This window comes from Stappia sp. BW2, from assembly GCF_008107695.1.
Lineage (GTDB): Bacteria > Pseudomonadota > Alphaproteobacteria > Rhizobiales > Stappiaceae > Roseibium.
Genome location: NZ_VIRG01000070.1, coordinates 48,433 through 63,803 on the forward strand (window position 1 = coordinate 48,433; position 15,371 = coordinate 63,803).

Annotated in this window: 17 protein-coding genes; 13 read left to right on the forward strand and 4 right to left on the reverse strand. The window is 58.5% G+C overall.

The window, feature by feature from the left end; translation table 11 throughout:
* The first annotated feature begins 133 nt into the window (after positions 1-133).
* The 13 genes from FMN63_RS19100 to FMN63_RS19160 all read left to right on the forward strand — a co-directional run bounded on the left by FMN63_RS19100 (position 134) and on the right by FMN63_RS19160 (position 12,654).
* Complete coding sequence (locus FMN63_RS19100) at positions 134-1,996, forward strand: putative bifunctional diguanylate cyclase/phosphodiesterase (protein WP_148585774.1); 1,863 nt, start codon at positions 134-136, stop codon at positions 1,994-1,996.
* A 393-nt stretch (positions 1,997-2,389) separates the two neighbouring features.
* Positions 2,390-2,821, forward strand: a complete 432-nt coding sequence (locus FMN63_RS19105; protein ID WP_148585775.1) for a hypothetical protein — start codon at positions 2,390-2,392, stop codon at positions 2,819-2,821.
* A 2-nt stretch (positions 2,822-2,823) separates the two neighbouring features.
* Positions 2,824-4,662: an ABC transporter ATP-binding protein gene (locus tag FMN63_RS19110; RefSeq protein WP_148585776.1), complete on the forward strand. Its 1,839-nt coding sequence runs from the start codon at positions 2,824-2,826 to the stop codon at positions 4,660-4,662.
* A 306-nt stretch (positions 4,663-4,968) separates the two neighbouring features.
* A complete protein-coding gene (gene petA, locus FMN63_RS19115) occupies positions 4,969-5,529 on the forward strand; it encodes a ubiquinol-cytochrome c reductase iron-sulfur subunit (protein WP_148585777.1) in 561 nt (186 codons plus the stop codon).
* A gap of 25 nt (positions 5,530-5,554) precedes the next feature.
* Positions 5,555-6,820, forward strand: coding sequence for a cytochrome b (locus tag FMN63_RS19120; RefSeq protein WP_148585778.1), 1,266 nt, complete (start codon positions 5,555-5,557; stop codon positions 6,818-6,820).
* A gap of 30 nt (positions 6,821-6,850) precedes the next feature.
* Entirely contained in the window at positions 6,851-7,696 is an 846-nt protein-coding gene (locus FMN63_RS19125) for a cytochrome c1 (RefSeq protein ID WP_148585779.1), read from the forward strand.
* A 164-nt stretch (positions 7,697-7,860) separates the two neighbouring features.
* Positions 7,861-8,055, forward strand: coding sequence for a hypothetical protein (locus tag FMN63_RS19130; protein ID WP_148585780.1), 195 nt, complete (start codon positions 7,861-7,863; stop codon positions 8,053-8,055).
* Positions 8,056-8,117: 62 nt separating this feature from the next.
* Entirely contained in the window at positions 8,118-8,996 is an 879-nt protein-coding gene (locus FMN63_RS19135) for an S-methyl-5'-thioadenosine phosphorylase (RefSeq protein WP_148585781.1), read from the forward strand.
* Between the two features lie 131 nt (positions 8,997-9,127).
* On the forward strand, positions 9,128-9,676 hold the full coding sequence (locus tag FMN63_RS19140; protein WP_148585782.1) for an adenine phosphoribosyltransferase: 549 nt from the start codon (positions 9,128-9,130) through the stop codon (positions 9,674-9,676).
* 7 nt (positions 9,677-9,683) lie between these two features.
* The gene (bluB, locus tag FMN63_RS19145; protein ID WP_148585783.1) at positions 9,684-10,346 is read left to right on the forward strand and encodes a 5,6-dimethylbenzimidazole synthase; all 663 of its coding nucleotides are present in this window, start codon (positions 9,684-9,686) and stop codon (positions 10,344-10,346) included.
* Between the two features lie 117 nt (positions 10,347-10,463).
* Entirely contained in the window at positions 10,464-10,943 is a 480-nt protein-coding gene (locus tag FMN63_RS19150) for a GNAT family N-acetyltransferase (RefSeq protein ID WP_148585784.1), read from the forward strand.
* 379 nt (positions 10,944-11,322) lie between these two features.
* On the forward strand, positions 11,323-12,345 hold the full coding sequence (locus tag FMN63_RS19155; RefSeq protein ID WP_148585785.1) for a methyltransferase: 1,023 nt from the start codon (positions 11,323-11,325) through the stop codon (positions 12,343-12,345).
* Positions 12,346-12,459: 114 nt separating this feature from the next.
* The gene (locus tag FMN63_RS19160) at positions 12,460-12,654 is read left to right on the forward strand and encodes a hypothetical protein (protein ID WP_209001242.1); all 195 of its coding nucleotides are present in this window, start codon (positions 12,460-12,462) and stop codon (positions 12,652-12,654) included.
* Between the two features lie 160 nt (positions 12,655-12,814).
* Here FMN63_RS19160 and FMN63_RS19165 read toward each other — a convergent pair whose 3' ends face one another.
* From FMN63_RS19165 to FMN63_RS19180, 4 genes are all read right to left on the reverse strand, one after another.
* Positions 12,815-13,294 (reverse strand): MaoC family dehydratase, encoded by a 480-nt coding sequence (locus FMN63_RS19165; protein WP_148585786.1) that lies wholly within the window; start codon positions 13,292-13,294, stop codon positions 12,815-12,817.
* The gene (locus tag FMN63_RS19170; RefSeq protein WP_148585787.1) at positions 13,291-13,749 is read right to left on the reverse strand and encodes a MaoC family dehydratase; all 459 of its coding nucleotides are present in this window, start codon (positions 13,747-13,749) and stop codon (positions 13,291-13,293) included. The genes FMN63_RS19165 and FMN63_RS19170 overlap by 4 nt, the downstream gene beginning before the upstream one ends.
* Positions 13,750-13,821: 72 nt before the next feature.
* On the reverse strand, positions 13,822-14,184 hold the full coding sequence (locus FMN63_RS19175; protein ID WP_148585788.1) for a hypothetical protein: 363 nt from the start codon (positions 14,182-14,184) through the stop codon (positions 13,822-13,824).
* Between the two features lie 118 nt (positions 14,185-14,302).
* On the reverse strand, positions 14,303-15,202 hold the full coding sequence (locus FMN63_RS19180) for an NAD-dependent epimerase/dehydratase family protein (protein WP_148585789.1): 900 nt from the start codon (positions 15,200-15,202) through the stop codon (positions 14,303-14,305).
* Positions 15,203-15,371: the final 169 nt, after the last annotated feature.

The following is a 15,371-nucleotide window of genomic DNA, read 5'->3' on the forward strand; positions in this document are numbered from 1 at the left end:
TCGGTAAAATTACCGCGTTGAGACTATAGGTATAATTACCAGTATATTGCAAAATTCTGTTGCAGTGTAGGGATTTATTCAGCTCTACTCTCGTAGAGTAAGTTTGATCAAATCTCTGGACTGAAGACGAAGTATGTCAGAAATCTTAGGGGGGGTGACGGGTCAACAACTACTGTTCGTTCTGGGAATTGCTTCGGCTCTTGTCGCCGTTGGCTATTTTTTCGGACGGCGGCGGGGGCTGGCTGCTGTACCTGCCCGCGTTTCCGGATTCGGGAACGATACCGCAATCCTTCAGCTTGTCGTGCAACACGCCCATGAGGGCCTGGTCATGCAGGACATCTACGGGCGCATCGAATGGACCAATCCTGCCTATTCCCGCATTACCGGGTTCAGTGCAGAGGAAATTCGCGGTCGCCGCCCCCAGGAATTCATCCTGCCGCCTGCCAATCAAATTTCGGCGGAAGAGATTGAAACCTTCCGTTTCGATCTGACGAAGTTCCGGTCCGGAACCGAAGAACTGATCCTCAACCGCCGTAAAGACGGAAAGTTTTTCTGGAACCAGCTCACCTTCGCAGTCGTCGAGGGAAAAACGCTGGAAGACACCAAGATCATTCTTATCTGCCGCGATGTGACCAACCAGGTCGAACATGTGAAGGATCTGGAGCACGCACGTATCCGCTTGAAACATCAGGCAGAACATGACGATCTGACGGGCGTTGCCAACCGGGGCAAGTTGAACTCCTATCTGTTGGAGCGCATAGCGGAGGGCGTGGGCGGCAACGCGCGGATCGGCATCATTCATTTCGATCTGGACCACTTCAAGGACATCAACGACAGCCACGGCCATGGTGCCGGCGACACTGTGCTGCGCCATGTGGCCACGGTGATGAGCCGTGTTCTGGGCAACAAGGGTCTGGTCGCACGTATTGGTGGCGACGAGTTTGTTGCCGTGGTTTCCGACCCTCAGGGGCGGGAGGAAATGGAAGATCTGGGCAACCGGATTATCGAGGGTCTGACCAAGCCCGTGCGGGTGGATCGTCACCAGGTGCGGGTTACCGGCAGCGTCGGGCTCGTGCTTGCCGATGCGGCGACTGCGAGCGCATCCGAACTGATGAATCACGCGGATATTGCGCTTTATGCCGCCAAGCGGTCGGGCCGCAGCCAGATTTGCTGGTATACGGATGCGCTTGGTGCGGCCCATCGCCATCGTCGCATGATCCTGGCCCAGCTCGATGAGGATCTTGAAAACAGCGGCCTGTCCCTGATGCTGATACCGCAATACGACATGGAGAGCCGGCGGATCACCGGGTATGAGGCAGCTGCCTGTTGGCTCCATCCTTCGGAAGGGCTTGTCGATCCGGTGAGCCTGCTGTCGGCGCAGGACGATACGAAACGGATCGCGCAGATTGAACTTTTTGCGTTGCGCGAAGGCCTTAACAAGGTCAGGCGACTTCGGGACGTGTCAAAGGTAGCGTTCTTCATGTCGGTGAACCTGAGCGGGGCCAGCCTGAAGGATGCCGGTTTTGTGGCGCAGCTCCGGCAGGCTGCCTGGGAAGCGGGCTTCGAAACCAGCGATATCGTGGTTGAGCTGGACGAGAAGATCATCCGTTTCGACGAACAGGACGGTCTGTCTGGATCGGTCGATCTTTTAAAGGAGATCGGCTGCAGGGTTGCGCTCGACAAGTTTGGCGGCGGACACGGCGGTGCCGGTCAGCTCATTTATCTCAACGCGGACCGGCTGAAGCTGTGCCCGATGCTTGTCGCCGGCCTGGAAGAGTGCAGGGAAAAGCAGCAACTGATCCAGTCGATCATAAGGCTTGCCGGCAATATGGGGCTCACGATTTCGGCGGCAGGCGTCGACACGGCAACGCAAGCTGATCTGCTCAGACAATTCGGTTGTACCATGGTCCAGGGCAAGATCATTGCCGAGCCGCTCTCTGTGACTGAGGCGGAAATTCACATGCGCGAATTCGAGTTTCAGGAACATCGGGCGTAACTTGCAAGGTGCGAGGATGCTTTGCCACTCTGTGGCCAATGGGCAACAGATGGGCGCTTCGTGCTGCAATTCGACGCATTTCTGCTTTTCAAGTACGACGAAAGCAGGTACCAAAACAACCAGTCAACTCATGGTGGTTGACATTGTTTCCCTAGCAGCCGCCCGGCTGCGCAACCAGGAGGGCACCAAATGAAAGATCGCTGCATGATCCACCCATATGCCGCTCTCCAGCGTTGCCAAGGTCCAGCTGTCCTCTTCCGCTAGGAAGCCACAGCCCTTCCTGAATTTCCTGACTTTTGCGGTGACCGGCTGAAGCCGTGCCCTTTGAGCTGCATGCGTTGCCGCGCATGTCTGCCGTCACCACGTTAATGATCCCATTTCGGAGATGATCCGATGTCATTTCATTTCACGCCGGACCTGTCCCCAGAGGCGGGGCGTCCGGACATAGAGGTGTCCTTACCGGAAAAACCACGGCAGGCCTTGTTCAGCCGCGCGATGCGCGCCGCACTGGCTGCCGGCGTCTTTCTGAGTGCCACTTTCGCGGTTGCCGTTGTGTTCTTCATTCCGGTGATCGTCTTCAATGTGAGCCGGGTCGAGGCTCTGGAAATCGCCGGGCGCCATATACCGGTGACACAGTTCGCCGACGAGCTCGGTGCGCTTTTCTGGGGCACTTTCATCGTGGCTCTCGCCTTTACAAGTTTTATCGCCAGTCTGCTGCTGTTTGCGACTGGCCGCATCATTCGCCCGCGTAGCAGGCCTGTGCACACCGACGACGATGCCCTGGTGCATCTCAATGTGCTACGGTTGAGCGGGGCCGAGAGGTAATCATGTTCGAGCGTTTCGAAAAACTCGTCGATCCCTTCGAGAAGACTGTTCTCGAAGTGCCCCCGAAGGGCTTTTGGGCCTTCTGCTGGTACTTCACAAAACCTGTCTGGCCGATCCTGGCCGGTGTCTCGATACTGGGCGCGCTGGTCGCTATCGTGGAAGTGTATATCTTCACGTTCCTGGGCGATCTGGTCACATGGCTGGAGAAATCCGATCCTGAGACCTTCGTCAGTCAGAACTGGCAGATGCTTCTGTTCATGCTGGTAGTTCTTCTGGTGTTGCGCCCGCTGCTGGAAGTTGCCTGGCAGTTGCTGTTTCACCAGGGGCTGATGGGCAACTATCCGATGTCTATCCGCTGGCGTGTCCATCGCTATCTGCTGCGCCAGAGCGTGTCGTTCTATCAGAACGATTTCGCGGGCCGGATTGCGACCAAACTGATGCAGACCGCGCTTGGCGTGCGCGAAGTCGTCTCGCGCATGGCCGATATCATGGTCTATGTGGCGGTCTATTTCACCGCTGCCGTCTTCGTGGTGGCGGGCGCCAATATCTGGCTGAGCCTGCCGTTCCTGGTCTGGATCGGCGCGTATCTGCTCACGATCCGCTACTTCATTCCCAAGTTGCGGGATGTCTCGAAGCAGCAGGCCGACGCGCGGTCGCTGATGACCGGGCACGTGGTTGATGCCTATACCAACATCACCACGGTGAAGCTGTTCTCCCATGCGGATCGTGAAGAAGCCTATGCACGCAACTCCATGCTTGGCTTCCTCAAGACGGTTTTCCTGCAGATGCGTCTGGTGACAGGGCTGAATATCGTCCTGGTGTTCATCAACATGCTGCTGCTGACGGCTGTCGGGGTTCTTGCAATCGTCCTGTGGCAGAGCGGCACCGTGACCATCGGTGAAGTCACCATTGCGGTTGCCTTCGTGCTGCGTCTTCAGGGGATGTCCCACTGGATCCTGTGGGAACTGGCGGGCCTGTTCGAGAACATCGGCACAGTGCAGGATGGCATCTCGACCATTTCGCGGGAACGCGAAGTGGTGGACGTCAAGGACGCCAAAACGCTCTCAGTCCGTCAGGGCGAGATCTGTTTCGAACGCATCTGCTTCCACTATGGCAAGGAAGCCGGGGTGATTGAGGATCTCAGCCTGACGATCCAGCCGGGTGAAAAGATCGGTCTGATTGGCCGTTCAGGCGCGGGCAAGTCGACGCTGGTCAATCTGCTGCTGCGCTTCTACGACCTGGAAGGCGGTCGGATCCTGATCGACGGGCAGGATATTGCCCATGTCCGGCAGGATGACATTCGGGCGAAGGTCGGTGTGGTGACGCAGGATACGTCTCTGCTTCACCGGTCGATCTTCGAAAACGTGGCTTATGGCCGACCGGATGCGACGCGGGAAGAAGTGCTGACCGCTCTTGAACAGGCGCATGCGCTGTCCTTCGTTTACGACCTGGAGGACATGGAGGGCCGAAAGGGTCTCGATGCCCATGTCGGCGAGCGGGGCGTGAAGTTGTCGGGCGGGCAGCGTCAGCGCGTGGCCATTGCGCGGACCCTGCTCAAGGACGCCCCGATCCTGGCGCTGGACGAGGCGACATCCGCTCTCGACAGTGAGGTGGAAGTCGCCATTCAGGAGAGCCTGTTCGACCTGATGCAGGGCAAGACGGTGATCGCGATCGCCCACCGCCTGTCCACTATCGCGGCCATGGACAGGCTGATCGTGATGGACAAGGGTCGAATCATCGAGGAGGGATCCCATCAGGAGCTTATGGAGCGGGGCGGACTTTACGCACAGCTTTGGGAGCATCAGTCGGGCGGTTTTCTGTCCTCGGTTCAGGCCGCCTAAAACCAAAGACCAATGGCAAGAGCGGAATTCAGCCGAATTCCGCTCTTGCGCTCGTTCCCTAAAAAAGGGCAGAAAAGCGGCGGGGCAGTGGTTTTGACTGCGACATATGCGTTTTGAGGCGTTTGTTGAACTGGACAAGCGTTTCGAAGGGTGCAAAAAGACAAGCCGCTTGGCCGGTGCGCAATAGCTCGTATCCGGCCCCCGATGAGCCCGGCATGGTTCCGTTCCCTTCTTGGGCAAAGAAGGGACCTCGGACGTGATGCGGGCTTTCGGTACAGGTTGAACAGGTTTCGAGAGGACGCGACCTTGGCACATACGGATCAGGCGGAACCGACCCGCCGCGATTTCCTCTATATTGCGACCGGCGCCATGGGCGTCGTTGGCGCTGGCGCGCTGGCATGGCCGTTCATCGACCAGATGAACCCGGATGCCTCCGCATTGGCTCTGGCTTCCATCGAGGTTGATATCACTCCCGTGGAAGAGGGGCAGTCAATCACAGTCAAATGGCGCGGGAAGCCGGTATTCATCCGCAACCGTACCGAAACGGAAGTGGAAGAAGCCAAGGCTGTTCCGCTGGACGAGTTGAAGGACCCGCTTGCGCGAAATTCAAATCTGCCGGCGGATGCTGAAGCAACTGACGCCAACCGCGGCGTCAAGGGCAACGAGAAATGGCTCGTCCAGGTTGGTATCTGTACCCACCTCGGCTGCGTGCCGATCGGAAGTTCCGGCGACTTTGATGGCTGGTTCTGTCCGTGCCACGGCTCTCACTACGACACCGCCGGCCGTATCCGTAAGGGCCCGGCTCCCGAGAATTTGCTGATTCCGCCGCTCGAGTTCGTCAGCGACTCGACGATCAAGATCGGCTAACGGCATAGATTTTTAGGAGACAGCCATGGCTGGACATTCAAACTATGTACCGCAGAGCGCCGCGGCAAAGTGGCTGGAAAGCCGCCTGCCGGTTATCTCGCTCGTACGCGGCTCTTTCGTTGATTTCCCGACGCCGAAGAACCTGAACTACTGGTGGACTTTCGGCGGCATCCTGTTCTTCATGCTGATCGCGCAGATCATCACTGGCGTCGTTCTGGTGATGCACTACACGCCGAGCACTGGAGCAGCCTTCAACAGCGTCGAGCACATCATGCGCGATGTGAACTTCGGCTGGATGCTGCGCTACCTGCACGCAAACGGCGCCTCGATGTTCTTCATCGCTGTCTACATTCACATTTTCCGCGGTCTCTACTACGGCTCCTACAAGGCGCCGCGTGAGATCTCCTGGATCCTCGGCGTGATCATCTTCCTGATCATGATGGGCACTGCCTTCATGGGCTATGTTCTGCCGTGGGGCCAGATGTCCTTCTGGGGCGCAACGGTTATCACCAACCTGTTCTCGGCCATTCCGCTGGTCGGCGAGGAAATCCGCACCTGGCTGTGGGGTGGCTTCGCGGTCGACAACCCGACCCTGAACCGCTTCTTCTCTCTGCACTATCTGCTGCCGTTCATGATCTTCGGCGTCGTTATCCTGCACGTGTGGGCGTTCCACACCACGGGCAACAACAACCCGACAGGCGTTCAGCCGAAGACCAAGCAGGACACGGTTCCGTTCCACCCGTACTACACGATCAAGGATCTGTTCGCGATCGTCGTGTTCATGATCCTGTTCGCATGGTTCGCCTTCTACGTGCCGAACTATATGGGCCACCCGGACAACTACATCGAGGCCAACCCGCTCGTGACACCGTCGCACATCGTTCCTGAATGGTACTTCCTGCCGTTCTACGCGATCCTGCGTGCTGTCCCGGACAAGCTCGGTGGTGTTGCAGCCATGTTCGGTGCCATTGCAGTCCTGTTCGTCCTGCCCTGGCTGGACACGTCCAAGGTTCGCTCCGGCACCTATCGCCCGCTGTTCAAGCAGTTCTTCTGGATCTTCGCAGCCAACGCTGTCGCACTTGGCTATCTCGGTGCGATGCCGGCTGAAGGTACCTACGTTCTGCTCGCCCGGGTCTGCACGGTCTATTACTTCGCCCACTTCCTGATCATCCTGCCGATGCTCGGGTTCCTGGAAAAACCGCGGCCCCTGCCGGCCTCGATTTCCGAAGCGGTTCTGAAGGGCGGAGCCGGCAAACCGGCTGGTGCCACTGCAGCACCGGACACGAAGTAACGCGGCCCGGATCAGGAGTTAATTGAGACAATGAGCACCATGATCAAAATGGTTCGTTCCTTCGCTGCGGTGGCGGCTGTCGCCATCGCGACCCCGGTCTTCGCAGCAGGCGACGCACCGCACATCGAGCGGCAGCAGTGGTCCTTCTCGGGTCCCTTCGGTTTCTATGACCGTGGCCAGCTGCAGCGCGGTTTCAAGATCTACCGGGAAGTCTGTTCTTCCTGTCATAGTCTGAAACAGGTTGCTTTCCGCAACCTCGCCTCCGATGGCGGGCCGGGCTTCACCGAAGAACAGGCGAAGCAGATTGCGTCCGAGTACACTGTCATTGACGGTCCGAACGATGACGGCGACATGTATGAGCGTCCGGGTATCCTGGCGGACAAGTTCCCGTCTCCGTTCCCGAACGAGGAAGCAGCACGCGCTTCGAACGGTGGTGCATATCCGCCGGACTTCTCGCTGCTGGCAAAGGCCCGTGCGGCACACCGCGGTTTCCCGTGGTTCGTGTTCGATGCCTTCACCCAGTATCAGGAGCAGGGCCCGGACTACATCTACGCGCTGTTGACCGGGTATGAGGAAGAAGAAGTGCCGGATGGCGTGACCATTCCGGAGGGCAAGTACTTCAACCATTCCTTCCTGGCTGGTCCGGCGATCGGCATGGCGCCGCCGCTGTCGGAAGAACTGGTCGAATACACCGACGGTACGCCGATGACGGTCGAGCAGTACGCGCATGACGTTGCTGCTTTCATGATGTGGGCTGCCGAGCCGCATCTGGAAGAGCGCAAGAAGATTGGCTTCCGCGTCATGATCTTCCTGATCGTGTTCGCTGGTATGCTCTACTTCACCAAGAAAAAACTTTGGCGCAACGTCGAGCATTGATTGATTGCCGCCCAAGTGCATGATGAAAGCCGCCGGTTCTTCCGGCGGCTTTTTCTTTGAGGGGTAAGGCGATGCGCCGTGCATTGATGTTTCTGGCAAGTCGTTCGCGTCCAGTCCCCGCAGTTTCACAATCAGCCATACCCCACATGGTCGAGGTGCTGGACATGCCGTTTGCAGATACCAGCGGCGCGGTCGGTCTGGTCGCCAGTTCGGGGGCATCGCCTCTCGGCAGCGGGCTACGGACCGTCTCGAGGTCGGGCAGGTTGCTGGTAGGGTCCGGCGTTGCTGGCGGCGGTGGCGAGAACGGGGCCGAAAGCGCCAGGGCCGGGCTTGACGCCATTACGGAACAGTTGAAATAAAACATCGCTGATGCGGGTGCATATCCCGCTGACCACCTTTTTTACCTCTGTTTGGAGCGGTTATGGCAGACGCAGTATTGGGCATTATCGGCGGGTCCGGCATTTACGACCTTCCGGGGCTGGAAAACTCCGAATGGATTGCCGTCAACAGCCCCTGGGGTACTCCATCCGACGACGTGCGCATCGGCACCATCGACGGTCTCAAGGTGGTGTTTCTGCCGCGCCATGGACGTGGACATGTCTATTCGCCGACCTCGATCAACTACCGCGCCAATATCGACGTGATGAAGCGCTGCGGCGTCACCGATCTTCTGTCCGTCTCCGCTTGCGGATCGCTCAAGGAAGAGCACGCCCCCGGCACTTTCGTGCTGGTGGATCAGTTCATCGACAGAACCTTTGCGCGGGAAAAGAGCTTCTTCGGCACAGGCTGTGTCGCTCATGTGTCGATGGCGACCCCGGTCAGTCCGAAACTGGTCGATGCGGTGGCGGCGGCTGCGGAAGCCGAGGGGCTGACCTATGCCAAGGGCGGCACTTATCTTGCCATGGAAGGTCCGCAGTTCTCGTCGCTGGCGGAAAGTCAGCTCTATCGCTCCTGGGGCTGCGACGTCATCGGCATGACAAACATGCCGGAAGCCAAACTTGCCCGGGAAGCCGAGATTTCCTACGCGACCATTGCCATGGTTACCGACTATGACAGCTGGCACCCGGACCATGGTGAAGTCGATATTCAGGCAATCATCAAGGTTCTGCACGAAAATGCGGAAAACGCACAGCGGCTGGTTGCCCGTGTGGCGCGGGATCTGCCGCGTGAACATCAATCCTGCCCGGCCGGGTCCGACACCGCGCTGGAGTTTGCCATGATGACGGCGCCCGACAAACGTGATCCGGCGCTGGTCGCCAAACTGGACGCCGTTGCTGGGCGGATCCTGAACCGGAGATAGGGTGCGGGCCGCAAGCGTGGCCGACATAGCCCCTTGAGACAAAGCGAAATTGCTTCGACCGGCAGGTCAAACTTGTTATAACGACCGGCCGGGGCAGTTGCCCGGACCCGTTTCAAAAGAGAGATATCCCGATGACCGCACAGACCATTCAGGATGAACTTGTCGGTGCCATCCGCACGATCAAGGACTATCCCAAAGAGGGCATCCTGTTCCGGGACATCACGACATTGCTCGGCGATGCGCGTGCGTTTCGCCGCGCGGTCGATGCGCTGGTGCAGCCCTGGGCTGGATCAAAGGTCGATCAGATTGCCGGTATCGAGGCGCGTGGTTTCATCCTGGGAGGTGCGGTCGCCCACCAGGTGTCCGCCGGCTTCGTGCCGATCCGCAAGAAGGGCAAGCTGCCGCACGAAACCGTCCGGATCGCCTATTCTCTGGAATACGGCCTGGATGAGATGGAAATGCACAAGGATGCGATCAAGCCGGGCGACCGTGTCATCTTGGTCGACGACCTGATTGCGACCGGTGGCACGGCCGAGGCTGCCTGCAAGCTTTTGCGGTCCATGGGGGCGAATATCGAGGCAGCGTGTTTCATCGTCGATCTGCCGGATCTCGGCGGGCGCAAGAAGCTGGAAGCTTTGAAGGTTCCCGTGCGCACGCTCGTGGAATTTCCGGGGCACTAGGTCCGTCATGCCGGGTGGAGCCGAGGGCAGGGATGTGAGACCGGAGTTTTCGGAGAAGTTTCAGAAGGATTTTGAGACCCTTTTGAAATGGCGCCGGGATGTGCGCCGGTTCAAACAGGCGCCACTGCCGAAAGGTGTTCTCGATCATTTGCTGCATTTGGCCGACCTCGCGCCGTCCGTCGGCAACAGCCAGCCCTGGCGGATCGTTGTCGTCGACAGCGCCGAGGCGCGTGCCGGGATCATCGAAAGCTTCGAAGCCGAGAATGAAGAGGCCGCGAAAACCTACAGCGACGACAAGGCGCTCACCTATCGCCAGCTTAAGCTGGCGGGGTTGAAGGAGGCGCCTGTTCATCTGGCGATCTTCTGTGACGATGACCCCGAGCAGGGACACGGGCTGGGCAGGCTGACGATGCCGGAGACGCTGGCCTATTCCACGGTCAGCATGATCCACACCTTCTGGCTTGCCGCGCGTGCCGAAGGTATCGGAGTCGGCTGGGTGTCGATCCTCGATCCTGACGCGGTCACCAAGGCCCTTCAGGTTGACGCTGGCTGGCGCCTCGTGGCTTATCTATGCGTCGGTTATCCGGAAGAAGAGCATGTCGATCCGGAGCTGGAGCGAGCGCGTTGGCAGGCGCGCACGCCCCTGGCTTCGCGCATCATTCACCGATAGGGCATTCTGCGTTCCCGTGAGCGCAGACAAGATGCTCGCAAAATATGGAAGCGATCAGCTGCAGGCAGTTCAATTGGGGTTGATTGAAAAGCAGCTGATCCAGAGGCAGGGCAAACCATGAGCGTGATCATCCGACGGATCAACGAGGAAGACAAACAAGCTGTGTTTCAGCTTCTGGCAGACAGGTGGGCCGGGCCCGAAATGTTGCTGGATGGTGAGGTCATCGATGCATCGAGCCTGCCTGGCTATGTCGCCTATGCCGGCAACGAACTGGTGGGGCTCGTCACGCTGATCAAGCGGGACAGCGAATGGGAAATCCTGACGCTCGACTCGCTCAGCCGCTGGAGCGGCACCGGAACGCTTTTGCTGAACGCCGTGGTTGATGAGGCAAAGGCCAGCGGTATGCACCGGCTGACGGTGCGCACTTCCAACGACAACCTCGATGCCTTCCGCTTCTATCAGCGCCGGGGTTTCCGCCTGGAACGGGTGGCGCAAGGTGTCATCGACGCAGAGCGCGAGAAGAAACCGGAGATCCCGCTGCGGGGCGACTACGGGATTGAGATCCGGGACGAAGTCCTGTTTGCCCGAAGCCTCTGAGCTTCAGGGCCACCCCTCACTTTCGGCGCCTTCGGGGCCCCTGACAGCAAGCTGTCGGCTGGTCCGGGTTTGCTATTGTCGGATGATCGCGCCGTGCAGCCTCGATTTCGCTGTTGCCGGCCCTGTTGGGTTTCTTTCGGGGCTGTACCAAGCGGATAATGTTGCTTCCGGTGCGTGACGGCTCCAGCCCTACCTTACCTACGGCCGATTTCTGCCAAAACTCGCGGACACCCGACGGGCTTCGCATCAGGTTTTGCGTGCGAGGGCCGAAATTTGCATTGCAGCGCACAATAGTTATAATTGCTCATTCCCAAGTTCATTTTTCCTGACCGGAAAAATTCCGCACATTCGTGCTCAGAATTCCTGAGGAGGATAATTAATGCCTGTCGCCAGGTCCTTGGAAACAGCTGAGGAAATTTCAGATATTGCTTTCGGGTTCATGGGTTCAAAAGCCCTTTTTTCTGCACTTCATGTAGATTTGTTTTCACTTCTTTCGGAAAAAACCTTGTCCCCAGAGGAAGTTGCTCGGGAAAGCGCGCTTGATCTTGATCGCGCGACAACCTTGCTGACCGCTCTTACCAGCCTTGGGCTGGTTCGCCGGGAGAGCGAGGGCTTTACCAATTCCCCAGCGGCAGAGGCCTTTCTGGTGAAGGGGCGGAAATACGACTTCGGCGACTATCTGCGGTTCCAGATCGACAAGCAGATGTATCCCTTCATGACGCAGCTCAACGATGCACTTACCGACAGTCTGGAGGATGGCCAGGTTGCTTCCTATGAGGCCTGGTTCAGCGACCCGGAAGAGGCGCGGCTGTATTCCCGGTCCCAGCATGCAGGCTCGCTCGGGCCCGGTCGGGGGCTTGCCAAGCTTGTGGATCTGTCCGCTGCTAAGCAGTTGCTGGACGTTGGCGGCGGCACCGGCGCATTCTCGATTTCGCTTTGCAAGGCTTATCCCGGATTGCGGTCAACCGTTCTGGACTTCCCCAATGTCGCCAAGGTGGGCGAGGAGTTCATTGCCGAAGAGGGTTTGCAGGACCGCATCCACTATGCGCCTGGCAATGCCCTGAAGGACACGTGGCCGGACAGTGCAGACGCGGTGTTGATGTCCTATCTGTTTTCCGGTGTTCCGGGCACGGCCATACCGGGGCTCGTGCGCAAGGCGTTCGAAGTTCTGACGCCGGGCGGCGATTTCATGGTCCATGACTTCATGGTCGACGAAAATCGCGACGGGCCGAAGCTCGCTGCGCTCTGGCAGCTGCAGCATACCGCCTTCAACCCGGAAGCCCGGTCGATCACGAGTTCCTATGTTGCCGGTTTGATGGAGGCTGCGGGCTTCATCGATATCGCGGTTGAGGTGATGATCCCGGGAATGACGATGCTGGTTCACGGCCGTAAGCCGGACTAACATCCTCCGACAAGATGCGGCAAATGGACTTGATGTCTGTTTGCCGCAGGTTCGGGAGCAGGCAATAGATTTAGAAAAGCGGTCTACGTATTTTCCCTAAGATCTGGAGAAACGATGTCTGCTTCATCTGCCCCCAAGGAAGTTCTGGTGCTACGGCTGCTTCTGGCCGTGCCGATCTTGAATCTGTTCCTCAAGGAAGCGCTTTATGGCGCAGGAGATGCCAAATACTGGTTCATCGCCAATCTGGCGATGATCTGGCGGTGTCGATCTATGCCTTTGGTTACCCGGCCATCATTGTGCCGGCACTGACCATGGTGCCAATGGCGTTTTTGTGGATCCTGGACGTCTGCCGCTGAGCGCTGCGCCTTCGTGAGGCGCGGCAATACAGGATTGCCATTGAAAGAGCGTGGTGCCGTCTTCAGGGATGCAGCACGCTTTTTGTCTTTTCAGCGCCAGTCAATTGCAGGGATCAGCCCTTGCGACGTTCGACAAAGACCGTGCCCTTGAAGGAGAACACCAGCGTGCCGTCCTGATTGAAGGCCTGCATGTCGGAATGAACGAGGCCCCAGTCCGGACGGCTGCGGCTTTCGGTCTTGCCGGTCACGACGCGGCGGTAGCGCAGCGTGTCGCCGACGAACACCGGTCTGATCCACTTCAGATCTTCAAACCCGGGCGAGGGGCCGAGTTTGGCCGGTGTCTGCCCGGCAGCGAGCGCTTCTTCCTGAAGAGCCTTGTGACGCGTCACCCAGAGCTTCATGAACACGGCCGCAGTATGCCAGCCGGACGCGCACAGGCGGCCGAAATGGGTTTTTGCTGCGGCCTCTTCGCTCAGGTGAAAAGCCTGCGGATCGTATTTTTCCGCAAATCGCACGATGTCTTCCCGGGTGAATGTGTATTCCCCGAGGTCGAGCGTGTCGCCGGTTTCGATATCTTCAAAAAAGGCACTCACCGGGCAGCCTCCCGTCTTGCGAACAGGTTCGGGTTTTCCCAGACAAGCACTTCAGAGCCGTCCTGGTTGTTTGCCGTTACGCGTATGTTGACGAGGCCCAGGTCCGGTTTCGAGCGCAAGTCTCTCGTGTCGAGTATTTCGACCCTGGCCGTCAGGCAATCGCCTGGATGAACCGGGCGCTTCCATTGCAGCCTGGTGATGCCCGGCGAGCCGCGGCCGCTTGTCTTGTTCAGGAGGTTTTCAGCCAGCAGGCGCATCACCATTGCGCCGGTGTGCCAGCCGGAAGCGGCCAGGCCTCCCAGGATGGATGCCTTGCCGGCCTCTTCGTCGAGGTGGAACGGTTGGGGGTCGAACTCGGCGGCGAAATCGATGATTTCGTCCCGGCTGACGGTGAGGGAGCCTAGCTCGAAGACCTGACCAGGTTCGAAGTCTTCAAAATAAAGGAGATCGGTCATGAATTCCGGTGGGGTTGGCATATCGCGGAAACGCGATGAGCCGCGTTTCCGCCTCGAGAATGGCAAACAAGATCAGTCGTAATAGATTTCGTTATCGTCCATGTAGATGTTGCTGGCTTCGCAGATATCGATGTCGATCGGATCGTCGAGCACTTCGCTGTCGTCGTCCGCCAGCCAGCCGACCTGGAAGGTCTGCGAGCAGTTGCCGCTATCTGCCTCGAACTCGGCTCTTGCGCTTTCGCCGGGTTCGAGAGGTCCGGCCAGCCAGTTGTCCGACCAGCCGTTGCCGTCATTGGTGTAGAACCCGACGACAACATTGTCTTCTGTGTTGTTGTAGATCTGGAAGTACCCTTGCGAGCCGGTTCCCTGTGCGGCGGCTGCGGTCGCAGACGCCAGGACGGCAAGGCCGAAAGCGGCAGATTTCAGTAGCTTCATAGCACGTTTCCCAGAGGGGCAGCTCTGCTGCCCGATAGTGTTGCGACACGAAGCTATTCCCAGCCGGTTCGGAAGTAAAACTAAATCCGCCGGTCTCCCGCCCTAGTCCGGATGCCTATCAGACCGCCACGTATTTGCGCCAATTGTGCTCTTCTTCGAAGCCGAGAACCTCGCGGATCTTGCGGTTGGAAAAGAGGGCTTCATGCTCTCCCAGTTCCCGGCTCAACGGCACATCGGGGAAGAAGCGCTTGAGGATTTCCGCATTCGGAATATCGACTGAATTCGTGTCGTTGCCGGCGTTGAAGATCTGGAAGCCGAGGCCATCCTTGTCCAGGCAGCGGTCAACGATCTGCCCAAGGTCGCGGGCGTCGATATAGCAGAAGATGTTTCTGCGGCGCTGCGCCGGATTTGCAAAGAAATCCGGGAACCGGTCGTATTCATGCGGCTCGATGACATTGCCGATCCTCAGGGCATAGATATCGAACCCGGAGCGGCGCTGGAAGGCGCGGGCGGTTTTCTCGTTGACGACCTTGGAAAGACCATAGCTGTCCATCGGGTCGACATCGTAGTCCTCTTCCACGGGCAGCACCTTCGGGTCGACCACGCCATCGGCGAAACAGACGCCATAGGTGGTTTCCGACGAGGCAATCACGATCTTGCGGATGCCCAGCTTCACCGCGGCCTCCACGACGTTGTAAGTGCCCATCGTATTGACCTCGAACGTCCTGTTGTCCGGGTTAATCAGAATGCGCGGCACCGCGGCGAAATGCACGACGGCGTCGAAGGAAGGTACGCCGTTGCCCGGCTCCAGCTCGTCGAAGTTGGCGTAACTGGTCATGACGTTGAACATCTCGCCCGAGGAGGTGATGTCGGCAATGAGGTTGTCGACGCCGGGGTGGTCGAGCGGCGTGAGGTCGACGTTCACGACACGATGTCCCTGCGCCAGCAGATACGGAATGACATGCCGTCCGGCCTTGCCCGAACCGCCGGTGAACAAAATGCGCTTCTTGGTGGTCATGGTTCGATTCCTCCAGTTTTTGAGTTGCGTACATCATGGCCAAACCGGCACGGGAAACCAGTGCCTGTTTTGTTTTTCTGAAAGAAAGACCTTCTCCGTTTCAAGCGGCCTGGTGAGGCGGGGCCAAGTCAGCAAGATTTATCAAAAAGCATGGTGCTAGGGTCCCTTC